The organism is Providencia sp. M-27, assembly GCF_011077905.1.
In the GTDB taxonomy this organism is placed as follows: Bacteria; Pseudomonadota; Gammaproteobacteria; order Enterobacterales; family Enterobacteriaceae; genus Providencia; species Providencia huaxiensis.
In genome coordinates this window covers 23,022-38,777 of record NZ_JAALBT010000015.1, presented here as the reverse complement: position 1 = coordinate 38,777, position 15,756 = coordinate 23,022, and the positions used below count along the sequence as shown (strand labels likewise).

Genomic DNA, 15,756 nt, shown 5'->3' with positions numbered 1-15,756 from the left:
ACTCAAGAAAGGATGTTAACGATGAAAACTATCTCCGCCCGTAACCTGAAATCTGTTCTGGCTGCTTCCGCTGTTCTGGCTCTGGGCGTGACCGCCGTTTACGCGAAAGGTACCGAGCAAACTGGTTTTAGCGAAGTGTGGGCCACAATCACTTCCTACATGCAGGGTTCTCTGGGCCGCGTGCTGGTGGGTCTGATCGTCATCGTCGGCGTTGCTGCTGCGGTTGTTCGCCAGTCCCTGATGACCTTCGCGGTCGCTGTTGGTGCGGCCATCGGCCTGTACTACGCGCCGGATATCATCAACGGCATGATGACTTCCACCAGCGCCGTAACGACCGCCCTGCCAGCTGGCATCTAATTCAGCGGCTACGGCCAGCATCAAGAAAACCCGACTTCGGTCGGGTTTTTGCTTTGTAGCGCAAATTACAGCGAGCTTTGTAGGTCTGCGACAAATGGCTTAATATCACGTTCAAACACTTCAGAAATGACTTCTGATACTGCTTTTACCCTAGCGAGTTCAGCGGCATCTTTATGTACGACTTTCCACACTTCATATTTTTTCTTTCTGGCCTTATCCGGCCATATTCGAATTAACTCAGGATACCGTTGCTCTTGGTAGCATGGCAGTTCCCCTAAAGCCATTCCCGAACGCACAAAGGTTGTGAGTAAGAAGCTTGATGTCAGCCTGGCTACAACCCGCGCATCTCGGCGAGATTCACCTACCATCGTATCAGGTACAGGGCTGCTGAATTTATTGTCGTATAAAGCGATATCATGGTTAGCAAGGTGCTGGCCGAGTTCTGGTGGGCCAAACTTATCAAGGTATGTCTGGGTTGCGTATAGGCCGACATCCCAGCTCCCTAGCCTTTTAGCAATTAGATCTGGTGCCGCAGGTCTTTGGATTCGCACGGCAATTTCAGCTTCACCACGCGACATATCTGCCATCTGTGCGCCAAGTTTCATGGTGACATTAATATTGGGGTAGCGATCTCTCAATATCTTAACTGCTGACATTAGGAATTCGACTGCAAGCCTGTCTGTAGTAGCTATTGATACGTCACCGGAGAATTCACCATTAGATCCTTCACTCAAGCGCAGAAAGGAAACAGAGTTACGCTCCATTTCCTGGGCGATACCTAACACTCTTTCTGCCACTTCAGTAGGAACTAATCCATCTGGCGTGCGGTAAAACAGTTTAGCACCGAGTTGTTTTTCTAAATTTGTTAGCCTTCGACTTACCGTGGTCTGATCCATCGACAAACGAATCGATGCCCCCCTCAAGGAATTGGTTCGAAAAGCAGCAAGGAAAACTTTGACGTCGTCCCATCCCGATAAATACATGCATCCTCCCCATGCAAAATTGCAGCCTAGGATTGTATTTTTGCAATTTACTTTTTTGAAGTAAACAAAAAGGGAGGCGCATTAAAAATGCAACCTCCCTTTTTGGTCTGAAATGCTGGTGATTAGATAATTTGACCAACCCACAAAAAATACCACAAAGAAGCATAGCCAAGCACCCAGGCCCCTACTAAAGCACGAAATCGGCGCTGATATGCACTACGTGTTTTATGCTTGAACATCTGCTGGGCGATGATGCAACCCGGCCAACCACCGAGAAAGGCCAGCGCATCAAGCGTTAATTCCTCTACTCGCGGGCCTCTCTCGATAGCCTGTTGCTTGTCCTTACGATACACGTAAATCGAAATGAGGCTCCAGGCAATCATCCACAGCACCGAGTATGCGTAAAACATCATTTATTCCTCTCATCAATATTCGTGGAGAGATAATCCCGAAGGTTTGTCATCGCAAGCGTAGTGCGATCTTCCACTTCCTCAGCTGTATCAAAGAACTTCGCCAGTTTACGATTGGCCTTTCTTAGTGCTTTTGTTGCTATATCCTGCTGCACCAGAAACGCCTCACTGCGCTGCTCATCCAGACTTTGAATGGTTAGTTCGTTTAACTGCATTGTGGCATCCTGCACGGCCTTTTGCAGTTGCTTTTTCTTTTGTGCCTGCCGGTCAGACTCACGAAGGGCGCGCGTGCTCTTCATATACAGCGTGCGTAACGTTTTAACAAGGCTATCTGGGCTAATGGGCTCGCTATTTAAGGGTTCTTCATCGGGATTCTTCATGCACTTATGGCCTGTTGTTGTGGGGATTTCTAAACCGGTAACCACTACCGAGTTTTACGATAATACCTCCCCAAATTTATCGTCTCTATGAGACACCGAATGAATCCACTAGTCAGCCTTTTTTGTCCCCGATCCGCTCTCCTTTTTTGTGCCAACTCGGTTGTATAAATCGTACCATTTATGTCCATTTCAACCGACAGGAAGGCTCATGGCAGCAACTGACGAGCAACAGAGGATTATCGACTACAAGGCTGAGCCCGGATCGATGGTTTGCGTGCAGGCCTATGCAGGCTCGGGCAAAACATTCACACTAAAGGTCTATGCCGACACGCATAAAGACAAGAAGATGCTTTACTTGGTCTTCAATAAGTCTATCCGTGAAGAGGCGGAGAAAAAATTCCCTAAAAACGTGGAGTGCAAAACCTCTCATGCGCTGGCCGCTGCACGCTTTAAGCATTATCGCCATAAAACAAAGTTGAATATTCAGGTTAAAGAGTACCGCGATCTGATGGAGGAAGAGGATTGGCGCGTGGTCAAACTGGCTATCAATGGCCTTTCACACTTTATGAACTCAGCTGACTATGAAATTAACACGACCCACGTATTAAAAGATCTCGGCAACATTGACAAAATCCCACCTTCACGCGTGGATTCGGCATTGCGCGCAGCGCGTCGGATCTGGAAGCAACAAATCGATCAGGAATCTGACGTGCCTTGCACGAATAACACGTTACTGAAGCTTTATCAGATGTCTAACCCTGCATTGGATTCGGTCTATGACATTATCCTGTTCGATGAAGCTCAGGACGCCAACCCCGTGACACTCGATATTGTGCTCAATAACAAGTGTGCGAAGTTATTTGTCGGCGATAAGCATCAAATGATTAACCGCTGGCGTGGTGCAGAGAATGCGCTGGACGTTGTTGAAGAAAAAGGCGCGTCAGTCCTCAGGCTGACAAAGTCTTTCCGCTTTGGCCCAATGGTTGCAGCTCTTGCCAATGTGGTCTTATCCATGATTGGCGAAACCCACCCACTTGTAGGGTTGGGTAAGCTGGATGAAGTTTGTCAGCCTCATGAAATCGCCGAACATGGCTTCCATGCTGTTATCTCACGAACGTACATGGGAGTCATTTCTTCTGCCTATGAGGCTATCCTGATGGGGAAGCGTGTCATGTGGAATGGTGGTATCGGTAAGTACAATCTGGGGGAGTTGCTTGATCTTCACGCCATGAAAACAAGTAACTATGAAGCTATTAAAAACCCTCGGGTGCTGACAGATTACGGTAACTGGGCCAACTTCCAGGAGATTGCCGAAACGACCAAAGACACGAACATGATGCGGGCTATCAGGTTGATGGAAAACTACGTTGATATCCCCGGCATGGTCGATACGATGCGCCTGAATGAGGCTCGTACCCACAAAGATGCTGATCTTATTATCACCACGGCTCACACATCCAAGGGCATGGAATGGGATAACGTTATCCTCAATGATGATTACCCAAGCATTATTGAAGCTTTGATGATGAAGAAATCGAAACAAAGCATTATTGATGAGATGAACCTGCTTTATGTCGCGATTACCCGCACACAGAGCCGCATCAACATTAATGGCTCAATGATGGAGCTGCTGGAACAATATAACCATAGGCGAGAACGAAACGAATCCATCATTATCGTGTAAAGAAAAGGCCCGTAATGGGCCTTTATTCAATAAGACTAAGGTCTTGATCGGATGATATCTTTTCTGCCTTCACTATTGGTTTTATTAATATCTATCTCTGGGAATTTATTTTTTAAATTCTCTATTAAAGAAGCCAATTCCATTTGCAATGACATTGAAAGCGAGCCAATAACATCCCAAGCCATCTGAGCATCGCTGCTTTCGTACCTTTTTCTCCCTGGAAATATATAATCAAGTCCATTCTGGTGATGATCATAAAAAAACTGACCAGCTTCAACTAATTGACTCCAGTTTTCATAAATATTGTTCAGTATTTTGAAAGTTGTAGTGTCATACAAATAAAATGCACTTGACTTGAATATCGCTCTAAATGATTCCCAGCAGGTTGAGCCATCAAAATACATTATGTTAGGCAATGCCTCAAAATAATAATCAAGTATATTTGTATCGAGATAATTCATTAAACCGGTCAGGGTATTAATATCACTCTGGCGCTTGATTTTTTCTGTTATGGCTGGGTCAGATTCATTAGGGTATGCAGGGTTATTAGAGGTGATCAATTCAATGGCGAATATAAGTAACTTTTCTAGGTTTTTCTTTCCGTCATCTCTATTCGAATTATATAGTGAAACCCTCTGCTTATTGATGTCAAATGGTAGGTCTTTGGGGCCATGCCCTTCGCTACTATTCAACAAAGTAATTATTCGCCCCCAACCTATTTTTGCAACTGCAAAACCCAGTTCAAACATAACGTTAGGATTTGGAAATTCATTTTTAGGTGTCCCATTTTGAGGTATCACTGTCACATCGCTAATCACGATTTGTGATGCCGATATTTTAGCCAATATAGTTGCTAAAATGTCAGGACTTCCTGATGAGTAATCCGTGGCTTGATCCCATTCATATATGAATGTTGATTGTTTTTCATTCAGATGCGTCACTGCTTTTGTTAAAGCATCACGAATATAGAACCTATTTTTGCGTTCGTCATAGCTTGATTGCCAAGAATAGAAAATCTTGACTTTTTCCTTTTCGCCTTCCATTCATTCCACTTATAATTAATGTTTTAATGACTAATTATATCAACATTTAAGACGATTTGAGACGGAAGATTTTAATAACCTTTAGAATAAATCAATGGCTTTTCTGGGATACTCAATGAACATTAAAAAATGCCCGGCGAAACCGGGCATCAACATTTATTTTTTGGCCTGTGCCGGTGCGGGAGCTTTCTCTAAACCACCTTTCACCATTCGCTCAATGACGTCAACGAAGCCTGCGAATGGTCTCGCGCCGACAATGCTTTCACGTTCACCGGTTTTGTTGTCGATCACGATGGTAGTTGGCGTCCCGTTTACGCCGTCTTTGGTACCGGCATCCATATCACGCTTGATGCGCTGGATGATTTTCGGATCCTGCATACAGGTGTCAAACGCTGCTTTATCCAGCTCAAACAATGCAGGGATGCCTGCGCTGTCTTCAAAGCCTTTGCCATTGCCCTGCGTGTGCTCAAACCAGTAGTTGGTCGCACCCCAGAAGCCTTTCGGTCCTTTTTGCTCTGCCACGCACTCTGCTGTCATTGCCGCTTTGGTTGCCATTGGCTCATGAAAAGCCAGGTTGAAGTGACGCCATTCCCAGTTCACCGCGCCATTATTGGCCGTATCGACCAGATATTTCGGCGTCTTATGGAACTGCTTACAGAACGGACATTCCAGGTCTTCATAATTCACCAGCGTGAATCGTGCGTCCGGATTACCGTAGATGTAGCGCCCGTCTTTGTTGACACTGACCTGTTCCCAGCCTTTGTATAGTTCAGCGCGTTTCTCTGCCAGCTTATCTTCCTCCAAACCGGCTAACGCAGCTTGTACCGCCGACTTAACATCACCGTTAGCACCAACGCCACCACCACCGGATTTAGCCAACTGCGCAAAGTGCCCCTCAACACTTGCGGATATGCTTTTGCTAAAGTTTTCGACTTCAACCACCTGCGATTGAAGCGCGTTAAGTTTGGTCTTGATGGCGCTCGTTTGCACGGCAGTGTAAAGACTTGCGCCCATTGACACAGCAATCATCACGCCAATTGCAATTGGCCCAACGACTTGAATTTTATTGACTTGCTTGGACATTATTTTCTTACCCCACTTAAGAATTAATTAGTCACTTAAAATTTGGTGAACTGGTTATCGACATACATCTTGAGTCGATACTGACGCAGTTCTTCCGGTTCGCCACGGGTCAGCACGTCAATTTCATGCTGGCTCAGACGGTAACCTGGTGTAGAGCAATAACGCTCTTTAATTTGCAGGTACTCGCCACGTTTGGCAGTTTGCTTATTGTTCGGCAGCATGAACGAATTTTCATCGCAGAACCTGGGTGACTGAGTAAATGTCCCGCGCGGGCCGTTAGCATAGGCACTGCTGGATACACTGGTCAGTAAAATCTGGGTGTCCAGATCGTGTGCAACATACCGCTTACCCGTTTGGTCATGAACGGCATATGGGCTCACAAGCGTATGCTCATAGCCTGGGTGGCGCAGTGCAGCACCGCCACGTTCAGTGCTGTAGTAAGACTCTGAAAACTCATAGCCTTCAGGGTAAGTCGCCTTGACCACCGTCACCTGCGTTTCATCAACATAGGTGCGTTCAGGGGCCTTTGGTTCATCCGCTGCACACCCGGTCAAGGTGGCTATGACTAAGGTTGCCAACAATGGCAATGCGAAACGTTTACGGGTTTTCATCACTTCTTCTCCGGTTAGAAAGCACAGACATTATCCTTTTTTTTAAAATTGCCAGTTACCGTTTTAGCCGACAAAACGATGGCCTTTTCGTTCCTGCACACCCCCAGTCATGGGTTATCGTACTTGCACTACAACGGAGAGCTTTAAATGCTGAAGATCATCAAAACGCTGTTTGGCAAAAAAAATGAGGAACAGAGCGAGATTAACATCCCCCTGGAGACCCTCGAAGAAATCGACTCTATGCGCGACGGTGTGGATTCAATGGTTGTACGGGGTGACATTTTGCGCTACCCGCCTGCCGAAATTGGTTTTCCAGCACTGATACCGGGAAGCTACATTCTGCGTGAAAAGCAGACCGATATGATCCAGGCCATTAAACGCGAACTGAATATCCGAGATAGCGAATTTGAGCAGCTGATGATGCCGATGCTTGATAGCTTTGCGAACTTCGTGCAGCTGTTCCCTGCATCGGAACACCACCACCACCGAGCGCAGAGTGGACTGATGCGCCATTCTCTTGAAGTATGTTTCCAGAGCATCCGTAAAGCCAAAAACATTGAATTCGATTCGATGGAAATGCCCGTGGTGAAATCCAGCCGCATGTTGGCCTGGCGTCTTGCGATTGCGACAGCGGGCCTTCTGCATGACATTGGCAAGCCGTTTACCGATTACGAAGTCTGGGACAAATCCGGCACCTATCACTGGCCTCCGGGGCGCACCCCGATCCATGAATGGGCAAAAGCCAATAAAATTGAACGTTACTTCCTCGTTTGGAAGAGCTCGCGCCACCAGCAGCACCACTCCAGCACCACCGCCATGATGATGATGATCATGCCGCAAATCCTGCATGAGTTCCTGCTGAGCGAAGGCAACGACATCTATAACGAGCTGACTCGGGCAATGGCCGTGAGTACCGTTCGCCTGGATGCCACTGAAGAAAACGCCCCTGAAATGAAAAACAAGATCCTTAAAATTGTGAAGGAATCTGACGTTATTTCTGTCCGCCACGACCTGCAACGCTACGGCGGTGATGCGGTACGTGCAACGCAATCGGGTGTGCCTGCGGTCCAACGCATCGTAGATGCCATGCGCCACCTACTTAAGAAAGGAGTGTGGCAACCCAACAAACCCGGCAACCCGATTTGGGTCACCACCTATGGCGTGTTTATCGTTTGGGGTACTGCGGTCAAAGACATCACCAACACCGTGAAGAAGTCCGGTGCAGTGATCCCGCAGTCGGCCAACAGTCTGGCTGATCTGATGATGAGCTACAAATTGTGCATTCCGAACGTAAATAAAAACGAAGATACCGCATATTGGCGAATTGCCCCACACATCATGAATGACCGCGATTCGCGTAACAGTAAAGAGCCGAAAGTAGCGCTGAGTTGCCTGCGTCTAATCTCTCCGGACGTTCTGTTTGTGGACACAATGGAGCCGCTGCCTATTTCCTCCCGTATCCGAATTGAGAGCGAATGGCGTGAATTCCAGACCAGTAAAGGGAAAAACATCCCTATGCTGAAAGAAAGTCGTCCTTTCGTGGGGAATAAAGAGCCGCGTGAAAACAGCATTCCGGCTGACGTCGATCCTGAAATCCTGAAAGGTGGCACTCTGCTGCCGGATGAGAATGACAATCCGCTGGATAATATGTTTGGAGCCTCGAATCCGGTGACCTCTGATAACGCCCACGAGCTACTGCATCACTTGAATCTTCTGTCTGATGCTGACTACGAAAAAGTGAATGCCCGTCAGGACGCGAAAGCCAAAGCACAAGCGGAATTGGCTAATCAAAAACCAGGGGTAGCATTCCAGACTCCAATTGAACAAAGTCAGCCTGTTAAAACCTCTTCGCCCGAAGCAAAAATAGCCAAAGTTGGGCCACAACAACGGAGCCTGAAAGACGTTTTGAGCAAGCAAGATACCTCTGCCGAAATGCCCCCTCCAATCATGTCGGAGCCAGAGCATTATCAGGAGCCAGAGTTTGACCGTGAAACCTTATCTTTGTGGGAGACTCTCAAAAACCACGCTGTCGCTGATGGGTATCAAAATGACGAACAGAATCTGGTTGAGAAAAAACCGGCTATCGACCCTATGTCTGATGCAAGAGCAAAAATCCAACGCGTACAGGACGAAGTGGACAATGGGAATTTTACGCCAGTGACCCCGGAAAATGATTTTGGCTACAACAAGAATAACGAGGTGGCATTTGGTACCGAACAACTGACTGCACTGCACCAAGACCAAAGCCCATTGTTCCGCAATGCCTCAGATCTTGCCAAGGACAAACTCGCGTCCTACGTGGCCGCGAATCAGTCTGCCCTTTTCCATGAAAGCGGCCACTGCTGCATCATCCTGGAGAACGGGGTTGAGGACTCACTCTTCGAACCGATGCGGGATGCAGATTGGATCTGGTATCCGTTTATGGAGGCTCCTTGCGAGTATTACACCCATCGTTCGCAAATGTGTTTCTACTTGCGTAAAGAGCTCAATACTGACATCGACCAGCTTTCAGGTCACCGTTATCGTGCCAGCCTAAGTCCGTTTGACCTGACCGACATCAGTGTGGATATGACCGAAGTCTATCGCGCCATTGCCACCAAAGGGGCAAATAAAACTGCGTTCAATGGCGACCCAGTGATCGCCTTGTCCTCGCTGCAAAAACGCCGTATTGCACAAGATCTGAACATCAACGCAAATCAGTTCCAACAGGTACTGATCGATAATTTCGACTACGTGACCCGTACTGGTGTCGATTACATCCTCGTTAACAGCAATATTCAAAATTTCATGGTGAATGATAATGAGTGAGTGGAGTTATAACATGCGCTGGCGTCCCAACTTTGAGGCGCTGGAAATTGCAGGCTGGGGTGTGGGGATTGCTGCCTCACTGGCGGTCAATGCCGCATTCAATATGCCTGCGGTTCCTTGTTATTTGGCTGTTGCGGTACAAGCGGCCTATGCGGCTCGTTCCGTACCTTCCGCATGGGATATTTACAAGCATAAGAGCCGGTTAAAGCGAAAGCCTAACGTTCTGAAAATGGAGTTGGAATCCGTTATTGATGTCATGATGAAATTCCCCGACAGCTACCTGCTGGGGTATGGTTTTGAATGGGGTCAACCTGAAGGTCAGTTAGCCTCCGAACTCATCAAGCGCGACATCAAAAAGTTCGTTAGCAAGGTGCCAGAAAACTTCATGGGTTTGGGTTGGATCCATGCGCTTGGTGAAAAGCAACAATGGATACGAGTCGCTGAAGATCTGCTGTCATTGCATACCCTGGTGACCGGTACAACCGGTTCAGGTAAAACAACATACTATAAGTTGCTCATCCTTCAGGCAGCACTGAAGAAACAACCGCTCATTCTCATCGACCCGAAAAACGATGAAGAGTTGGCTGACTGGATGGAAATGTGTCTGCGTTTGGTGAACCGCGAAGATAAATTCAACTACATGTCGCTGGCGCACCCGGAGAAATCCGCGCGCATTTCTCCGATCACCAACTACACTCGTGCAGGTGAAGTAGCTAACCGTATTACATCCGTTATCCAGCGTGCCGATGGCACCAGTGACCCGTTCGTATCGTTCGGTATCATGTCCTTAACCACAGTCGTAGAACTGATGAAAATCTGCGAATTGAAACCCACGCTCAAGAACGTGAAAACCCAGTTGGGGTCGGATGTATCATCTCTGGCTGATCTCATCATCAAATCAGTGACCAAAATTGGCCGTCAGGTGCTCGGTGAAGATGACTTTGACCGTATTTTCGCCATGCGCATGGATCGTTATGCAAACAAAGCGAAGGGGCCAAAGGAAATCGCTGATATTTGCGCCGAAATTTACCGCAACGACATCAAAGCAAACCGCAGCTTCCCAAGCATTGAAGCAGGGCTGGATATGCTCGGCCACCAGCGTGAGCACTTCCAGAAGATGATCCTCAACGTGATGCCTATCCTCAGCCAGCTGACTCAGGGTTTCATGGCTGAATTACTATCCCCGGACAGTGACGATGAATCCCAGTTGAATGACTTCCGCCCTATCTCCAACGTGCGCGACATCATCACAACCGGAGGCATGCTGTACATGGGGCTAGACTCCTTAGCGGATGCAGAAACTGGTTCGGCGGTGGGCTCTATCTTCTTGTCAGACATCACCAGTGTGTCAGCGGACGTGTACAACTTTATGAAACCACGCGGGGATGACCTGGCCCCAGTGATGGTTCTTATCGACGAAGCTGCTGAGGTCATTAACGATCAAGTGATCAAGATGTTGAACAAAACCCGTGGCGCGGGCTTCCGCCTATTTATTTCATCTCAGTCCACCAGCGACTTTGAGGCGCGCCTGGGGTCTGAAGCCAAGATGAAACAAATCGTCACCAACACCAACCACTTTACTGCGTTGCGTACCCCCGATCCTGATGCGCAAGAGGCCGTCATGAAGCGTGTACCAATGACCAAGTTCAAGTATGTCATGCGCGGGCATGGCTCCAGTGCTGGTGCTGACCCTGAAATGATCTCTGGTTCGGTCAGTGAACGCATTATGGAAGAAGAAGGCGAGTTGTTCCCTTCTCCGTTGCTGGGCTGGTTACCAAACCTTGAATTTATGGCAATTAACCAGGCGAACAAAATCGTCAAAGGTAAAGTGCCCATCATTATGTCACCGAAGGGAGATAAGGCCTTCAACCAGGCCAGTAAGAAAGCCCTGAAGTTCCTCAAACTGTACGAGAAGAAAGTTCGGGGTGAGAAGTCGCGTATTCGTGTTGGGGGTAAAAAGTCATGATCAAAATGAAAACCTATTTTTTACGTAAAGAAGATTGCAACGCGTATGACAGCTTAACGCTGGTGTGGCCGTGTGTTGAGCCTATTACGCAATCACTCATCTCCTTACTGCCTAGCACCCTGACTAAGGGGCTGGTGGCCGATGCGGTGCAGTCCTCGGTGATGGCATATAACCAACAGGTTGATTGCCCTCTAAATGACTGGGAACGCCTGGCGGTTTATTTCATTACGTTGGCTAATTTCGTCACCGAGCACCTTGGCGGAAAAATAGGGTTCAACGAGCTGGCAACTACAAGTCAGTTACCCCGCAGGCTGAATAGCGAGCTCATTAATGCGGTGGCGGATAAACTCGCATTAAGGATCTTACATGCTTGACCAATTAACCGAAGAGAAATGGCCCCAGACGATAAAGATGATTATCATCTTCAGTACGGCAATACTGTTCGTCATTTCCATGTTTTTCCCGGCCTCGTATTTTTACGAGAACGTGAAAAAAGAAGTTGCCTGGGGCCAGCGATTGATCGGCGATACGGATTTCACACCAGTGATCTCGGACGTCAACAAAAACTACCGTTCATTCTTTGTAAATACTGGAGTGGATGGCTTCTTGCGTGACTTCTATGAGCTCGATTCATCCGATATGGCAAATCAAGGTGGTCCACTTTTCCTTTTCGCTTCCATCTTCCGAAACATGGCCGAAAACCTGAATTACTGGTTTTATATGATCGTGTATCGATTGACCCTGAATATATACTGGCTTCCGTACATGCTTGTGGTCACACTTCCCTCTCTCTTTGCTGGGATCATGCGCTGGAACGCTAAGCGATACACGTTTGCCTATTCGTCACCGTTTCTTAACCGCCGCAGCATGGTGCTGATTGGTTGGGGGATTTACAGTATTTTGCTGTCACTGTTTGTCCCTCTGCCAGTACCGCCGATGATTGGTGCCCTCATCATGATTGTGATGATCCCAATAGGCAGTTCGTTGCTCATCAGTAACCTTCCAAAACGCATCTAAATTCCTCCCCCGAAAAGCACCGCGTTTTGCGGTGCTTTTCATTATCAGCGCCAAAACCGGAATGGTAAATTATCCCCCGAGGTGAACTATGAATGAACTGAAGCACGTCTATCTGTCCGGACTCTTGTGTATTGCCTTTTCAGTCTGTCTGGGCGCGGGTGTTCTGCTTACTGATAAGTCTGAGCAGATCCACGAGTTGAATACGGTCCTCCACAAGTCCAGCTACTTAACCGACCGGGACAAGATGGACCGTGAAATGGCTGAAGTATTGTTGCCACGGCTACAAGCCCAGCAGGAAGAAATGAAAAAACGCGGGGCAATAAAGAAACCTGACATGGTTTACGTCCCTGAACAATTACAGCAATCCCGAGGTTATTAATGGCTAAGCGTACAGGTTTGAAAAGCGTCATTTATGGCATTCCATTGGCTGTCATGATCGCCACTTCGGGGTTCGTCGCCTACACGTTGGATAAACAAACGCGCCTGCTTAACGACTTGGCCGTTGTCGCTGATATGCAGCGCAATGTCATCAGTAATCGGGGGGATTTGGAAGCAGCGTTCGACCGTTATATTGCGGCCTCTGGGCTAAAAGTCAACGAACAGTCTAAAGGGGCAAATTCGATTGGCTTCAGTACCGGTAAAAAACCGTCTGAGTCTTACGCGCCGTCTACAGATAGTGAGCGTATTTACGGCAATCCTGACGCACAGTTTTACGTCATTGAGTATTCCGATTTTGAATGCCCGTACTGCAAAACCCATTTCCCGCAAATGATGGATCTGGTGGATTCCTCGTCCGGCAATATCGCGATGGTGTTCAAGCACGTTCCGGTACACGGCCAGGCATCACGCACCGAATCTCTCGCCTCTGAATGTGCCGCAGAGCAAGGTGGAAATCCGGCATTTTATAAGATGGCACGGGCTATTTTTGCGGATACCCGCTCCGACGGTCACGGTATGGCAACGCCATTGGACAAATTGGCTGAAAACAATGGGCTGGATGGGCAGCGCATTATTGAGTGCGTTAACGCCGCTCGCCCAAGCGCAAAAATTGCGGAAGATGTGAAAGAGGCCGCGCGACTCAATATTCAACAAACGCCTGCAAACATCGTGGTGTACGGCGATAAATCGGCAATGGTGCAAGGCTCGGTCAACGGGACAGGCCTGATGCAAATGATGGCGCAATTGGCCCAAGGGGGTGAGAAGTAAAAGAGTCCGGGCATTGTGTTAAAGCACCCGAAGGGGTTCGGGTATTTCGATTCATAATTGGGGGTAAGAATGAGTGAGCCAGTCCACATCTCGCATTCTGTCGATGATCCGCCGAAGTTCTTCTTCTGGAGCGTTGATGAAGCGATGCCATTTTTCGTTTTCCTGGGTATCGGGGTCTTTACGGGCCGTATCTTTACGATGTCACTCATCGGCATCGTGATCACTCGGTTCTATGGCAGCTTTCTGCAAAAGGCGTCAGAAAAATACTTTCTGCATCTGTGTTACTGGAAGTTCGGTGTTTCTTTCGGGAAAAGCACCATTGTACCTAACGCATTCGACCGGGAATTTATTGTATGAAGAGCAAAGATTTTAAAAAGGGTTTGCTGAACATGAAAGGCGAAAACACCACGCTGAAACTGGTGTTGGTTGTTTCGATTATCTGCATCGGCATTCTCTCCAGCACATTAATGAACCGTTCACAGATCGTGACCATTGTTCCACCCAACCTGACCGAAACCACTTGGTTAGATGAAAAGACGGCCGGACAGCCTTACATGCAGGCATGGGCTATCTATTTGGCTAACTCTATGGGTAACGCAACACCTGAGTCAGTGGACATGCTGAAGAAATCTATCGGCCCATTCCTGGATGCGGGTATTTACACGCAAGTCATGAAGCGCATTGATGACCAGATTGACCAGATTAAGCGTGATCGTATCAGTCTGAGCTTTACACCGACTCGCGTATACCACGACCCCAAAGCCCCTGGCACCTACTTCGTAGAAGGCAGTCAAGGTCTTGAAGGGATCGCCGGTAACCCTATCGTGAAGCCCGTTACGTTCCAAATGACAATTGATGTGAAAGGTTACCGACCTGTGCTGACCTTTATCAACATCAAGCAAGGTAAAGCCGAATTGCCGAGCGACAAAAAAGGCGACAAATAAATCCAGGGAACACTGTCCCGTAAATTTCGTCACCCGCCTCGTGCGGGTTATAACCACATTGAGCGCTTTTACGATGACGTAAAAGCTAGGTAAACAAAGTGAGCAGCATTAACAAAACCGTCGCGGTAACTTCCTGTGTATTGCGTCTGTCACTGTTCGGGGGAACAAATGTTGAATAGTAAACACGTTAAAATATTGGCGCTGATGATTGCGTCAATCACCGCCGGGCCATCCATTGCGAATGGCCTTGACGTTAATAGCAATACACTGTCAGTCGATAACGGCGTCGTACTCCAGCGTTCTGGGGACTCTGCATCTGAAGAGCCTGTTGTCGTTGCATCGAAAAAAGGTAATCACACAGCAACTGCGGGCGCATCAACCAATGCCAGTTCCAGTGATAATCCTGCCGTAGACGGCATTAACGTCCAACCGGTCCCTAACGCCATTGTTCAGCCTGTCCGATTAACTGATGATGTCATCCCTTCTCGCCAGGATCTGATTGTAGAGCCCGGCGTAAATACCCTGATCCCGATTTCTCTCGGCCAGCTTAACCGTATCGTGACGCCGTTCGAGAGACCAACAGTGAAGCGCTTGCAACTGACTGACGTAAAAGTCAGCGTACAAGGCAATGTGATCTATGTTTCAACGACCTCAACCAATCCGGTCGCACTGTATATCAGCGAAAAAGGTGACGAAAGTGTCGCGCTGTCTTTGTCTCTGGTTCCGCAAAAGATTGCACCAGTACAAGCTTCGTTAATGCTTTCGCGTAAAGTCGGTAATGCTCCGGCCGGAGCGGGGCATGCGCAGTCAGCAGGGGTGATGTACGGCGGTAACGAAGCCAAAGCTCGTAAATGGGAGCAGAAAGACAACTACGTCGAAACGATCCGAAACATTCTTCGGGCTGTTGCGTTGGGCGATATTCCTCCTGGCTATGCAATGGGCAATTTAGGCTCTGGTCATAGCATTCCAAACTGTAACTTCAGCACAGGTACAGCGCAGGACAATATCAAATACAGCTTTGCTGGCGGCCAATATATTCAGGGCAGTCAGTTCAGTGTCATCGTGGGCGTTGCGCAGAATACCGGCGCTTCTACCATCACGGTAGACGAGTCACTTTGCACTCACCCTAACCTCGCCGCGCGCGCACTCTGGAGCCGGAACACGCTCCAGCCGGGCCAAAAGACTGAAGCCTACTTTGTCATTCGCAATCAGTCACAGCAGGCACAGGTTGATGATTCTGTACGTCCTAAATTAGCGGAGTAAT

General features: G+C 48.1%; 17 protein-coding genes. 11 read left to right on the top strand and 6 right to left on the bottom strand.

Features of this window, described 5'->3' with window-relative positions; genetic code table 11:
• Positions 1 to 21 precede the first annotated feature (21 nt).
• Positions 22 to 357, top strand: a complete 336-nt coding sequence (traA, locus tag G6Q48_RS17655) for a TraA family conjugative transfer protein (protein WP_042847274.1) — start codon at positions 22 to 24, stop codon at positions 355 to 357.
• 65 nt (positions 358 to 422) lie between these two features.
• On the opposite strand, the gene G6Q48_RS17650 is transcribed toward traA, so the two are convergent.
• From G6Q48_RS17650 to G6Q48_RS17640, 3 genes are all read right to left on the bottom strand, one after another.
• Complete coding sequence (locus G6Q48_RS17650) at positions 423 to 1,340, bottom strand: LysR family transcriptional regulator (protein WP_042847272.1); 918 nt, start codon at positions 1,338 to 1,340, stop codon at positions 423 to 425.
• Between the two features lie 122 nt (positions 1,341 to 1,462).
• On the bottom strand, positions 1,463 to 1,753 hold the full coding sequence (locus tag G6Q48_RS17645) for a DUF1294 domain-containing protein (RefSeq protein WP_226617172.1): 291 nt from the start codon (positions 1,751 to 1,753) through the stop codon (positions 1,463 to 1,465).
• Positions 1,750 to 2,130, bottom strand: a complete 381-nt coding sequence (locus G6Q48_RS17640) for a hypothetical protein (RefSeq protein WP_042847269.1) — start codon at positions 2,128 to 2,130, stop codon at positions 1,750 to 1,752. The genes G6Q48_RS17645 and G6Q48_RS17640 overlap by 4 nt, the downstream gene beginning before the upstream one ends.
• 208 nt (positions 2,131 to 2,338) lie before the next feature.
• On the opposite strand from G6Q48_RS17640, the gene G6Q48_RS17635 reads away from it, so the two are divergent.
• The gene (locus tag G6Q48_RS17635; protein WP_042847267.1) at positions 2,339 to 3,814 is read left to right on the top strand and encodes a 3'-5' exonuclease; all 1,476 of its coding nucleotides are present in this window, start codon (positions 2,339 to 2,341) and stop codon (positions 3,812 to 3,814) included.
• 35 nt (positions 3,815 to 3,849) lie between these two features.
• Here G6Q48_RS17635 and G6Q48_RS17630 read toward each other — a convergent pair whose 3' ends face one another.
• From G6Q48_RS17630 to G6Q48_RS17620, 3 genes are all read right to left on the bottom strand, one after another.
• Positions 3,850 to 4,857, bottom strand: coding sequence for a hypothetical protein (locus tag G6Q48_RS17630; protein WP_052219384.1), 1,008 nt, complete (start codon positions 4,855 to 4,857; stop codon positions 3,850 to 3,852).
• A gap of 156 nt (positions 4,858 to 5,013) precedes the next feature.
• Entirely contained in the window at positions 5,014 to 5,940 is a 927-nt protein-coding gene (locus G6Q48_RS17625; protein WP_052219383.1) for a thioredoxin domain-containing protein, read from the bottom strand.
• 35 nt (positions 5,941 to 5,975) lie between these two features.
• Positions 5,976 to 6,551, bottom strand: coding sequence for a hypothetical protein (locus tag G6Q48_RS17620; protein ID WP_042847265.1), 576 nt, complete (start codon positions 6,549 to 6,551; stop codon positions 5,976 to 5,978).
• A 147-nt stretch (positions 6,552 to 6,698) separates the two neighbouring features.
• On the opposite strand from G6Q48_RS17620, the gene mobH reads away from it, so the two are divergent.
• The 9 genes from mobH to G6Q48_RS17575 all read left to right on the top strand — a co-directional run bounded on the left by mobH (position 6,699) and on the right by G6Q48_RS17575 (position 15,755).
• The gene (gene mobH, locus G6Q48_RS17615) at positions 6,699 to 9,359 is read left to right on the top strand and encodes a MobH family relaxase (RefSeq protein ID WP_166267792.1); all 2,661 of its coding nucleotides are present in this window, start codon (positions 6,699 to 6,701) and stop codon (positions 9,357 to 9,359) included.
• A 13-nt stretch (positions 9,360 to 9,372) separates the two neighbouring features.
• On the top strand, positions 9,373 to 11,325 hold the full coding sequence (gene traD, locus G6Q48_RS17610; RefSeq protein WP_226617175.1) for a conjugative transfer system coupling protein TraD: 1,953 nt from the start codon (positions 9,373 to 9,375) through the stop codon (positions 11,323 to 11,325).
• Complete coding sequence (locus tag G6Q48_RS22885; protein WP_052219382.1) at positions 11,322 to 11,699, top strand: hypothetical protein; 378 nt, start codon at positions 11,322 to 11,324, stop codon at positions 11,697 to 11,699. Before traD ends, G6Q48_RS22885 begins: the two co-directional genes overlap by 4 nt.
• Positions 11,692 to 12,342 (top strand): DUF4400 domain-containing protein, encoded by a 651-nt coding sequence (locus G6Q48_RS17600; RefSeq protein ID WP_042847258.1) that lies wholly within the window; start codon positions 11,692 to 11,694, stop codon positions 12,340 to 12,342. The genes G6Q48_RS22885 and G6Q48_RS17600 overlap by 8 nt, the downstream gene beginning before the upstream one ends.
• An 88-nt stretch (positions 12,343 to 12,430) precedes the next feature.
• Complete coding sequence (locus tag G6Q48_RS17595) at positions 12,431 to 12,721, top strand: hypothetical protein (protein WP_042847256.1); 291 nt, start codon at positions 12,431 to 12,433, stop codon at positions 12,719 to 12,721.
• On the top strand, positions 12,721 to 13,548 hold the full coding sequence (locus G6Q48_RS17590) for a DsbA family protein (RefSeq protein ID WP_042847254.1): 828 nt from the start codon (positions 12,721 to 12,723) through the stop codon (positions 13,546 to 13,548). The genes G6Q48_RS17595 and G6Q48_RS17590 overlap by 1 nt, the downstream gene beginning before the upstream one ends.
• 69 nt (positions 13,549 to 13,617) lie before the next feature.
• Positions 13,618 to 13,905, top strand: a complete 288-nt coding sequence (traL, locus tag G6Q48_RS17585) for a type IV conjugative transfer system protein TraL (protein WP_042847251.1) — start codon at positions 13,618 to 13,620, stop codon at positions 13,903 to 13,905.
• Positions 13,902 to 14,492: a TraE/TraK family type IV conjugative transfer system protein gene (locus tag G6Q48_RS17580; RefSeq protein ID WP_052219381.1), complete on the top strand. Its 591-nt coding sequence runs from the start codon at positions 13,902 to 13,904 to the stop codon at positions 14,490 to 14,492. The genes traL and G6Q48_RS17580 overlap by 4 nt, the downstream gene beginning before the upstream one ends.
• A gap of 168 nt (positions 14,493 to 14,660) precedes the next feature.
• The gene (locus G6Q48_RS17575; RefSeq protein ID WP_166267790.1) at positions 14,661 to 15,755 is read left to right on the top strand and encodes a TraK domain-containing protein; all 1,095 of its coding nucleotides are present in this window, start codon (positions 14,661 to 14,663) and stop codon (positions 15,753 to 15,755) included.
• Position 15,756: the final 1 nt, after the last annotated feature.

Excerpts from the sequence above, each read along its gene's own strand:
- G6Q48_RS17620 (WP_042847265.1), bottom strand. The coding sequence starts at position 6,551 with ATGAAAACCCGTAAACGTTTCGCATTGCCATTGTTGGCAACCTTAGTC.
- G6Q48_RS17595 (WP_042847256.1), top strand. The coding sequence starts at position 12,431 with ATGAATGAACTGAAGCACGTCTATCTGTCCGGACTCTTGTGTATTGCC.
- G6Q48_RS17635 (WP_042847267.1), top strand. The coding sequence starts at position 2,339 with ATGGCAGCAACTGACGAGCAACAGAGGATTATCGACTACAAGGCTGAG.
- G6Q48_RS17590 (WP_042847254.1), top strand. The coding sequence starts at position 12,721 with ATGGCTAAGCGTACAGGTTTGAAAAGCGTCATTTATGGCATTCCATTG.
- traA (WP_042847274.1), top strand. The coding sequence starts at position 22 with ATGAAAACTATCTCCGCCCGTAACCTGAAATCTGTTCTGGCTGCTTCC.
- G6Q48_RS17600 (WP_042847258.1), top strand. The coding sequence starts at position 11,692 with ATGCTTGACCAATTAACCGAAGAGAAATGGCCCCAGACGATAAAGATG.
- mobH (WP_166267792.1), top strand. The coding sequence starts at position 6,699 with ATGCTGAAGATCATCAAAACGCTGTTTGGCAAAAAAAATGAGGAACAG.
- G6Q48_RS17650 (WP_042847272.1), bottom strand. The coding sequence starts at position 1,340 with ATGTATTTATCGGGATGGGACGACGTCAAAGTTTTCCTTGCTGCTTTT.
- G6Q48_RS17580 (WP_052219381.1), top strand. The coding sequence starts at position 13,902 with ATGAAGAGCAAAGATTTTAAAAAGGGTTTGCTGAACATGAAAGGCGAA.
- G6Q48_RS22885 (WP_052219382.1), top strand. The coding sequence starts at position 11,322 with ATGATCAAAATGAAAACCTATTTTTTACGTAAAGAAGATTGCAACGCG.
- traL (WP_042847251.1), top strand. The coding sequence starts at position 13,618 with ATGAGTGAGCCAGTCCACATCTCGCATTCTGTCGATGATCCGCCGAAG.
- G6Q48_RS17625 (WP_052219383.1), bottom strand. The coding sequence starts at position 5,940 with ATGTCCAAGCAAGTCAATAAAATTCAAGTCGTTGGGCCAATTGCAATT.
- G6Q48_RS17630 (WP_052219384.1), bottom strand. The coding sequence starts at position 4,857 with ATGGAAGGCGAAAAGGAAAAAGTCAAGATTTTCTATTCTTGGCAATCA.
- G6Q48_RS17645 (WP_226617172.1), bottom strand. The coding sequence starts at position 1,753 with ATGATGTTTTACGCATACTCGGTGCTGTGGATGATTGCCTGGAGCCTC.
- traD (WP_226617175.1), top strand. The coding sequence starts at position 9,373 with ATGCGCTGGCGTCCCAACTTTGAGGCGCTGGAAATTGCAGGCTGGGGT.
- G6Q48_RS17575 (WP_166267790.1), top strand. The coding sequence starts at position 14,661 with ATGTTGAATAGTAAACACGTTAAAATATTGGCGCTGATGATTGCGTCA.
- G6Q48_RS17640 (WP_042847269.1), bottom strand. The coding sequence starts at position 2,130 with ATGAAGAATCCCGATGAAGAACCCTTAAATAGCGAGCCCATTAGCCCA.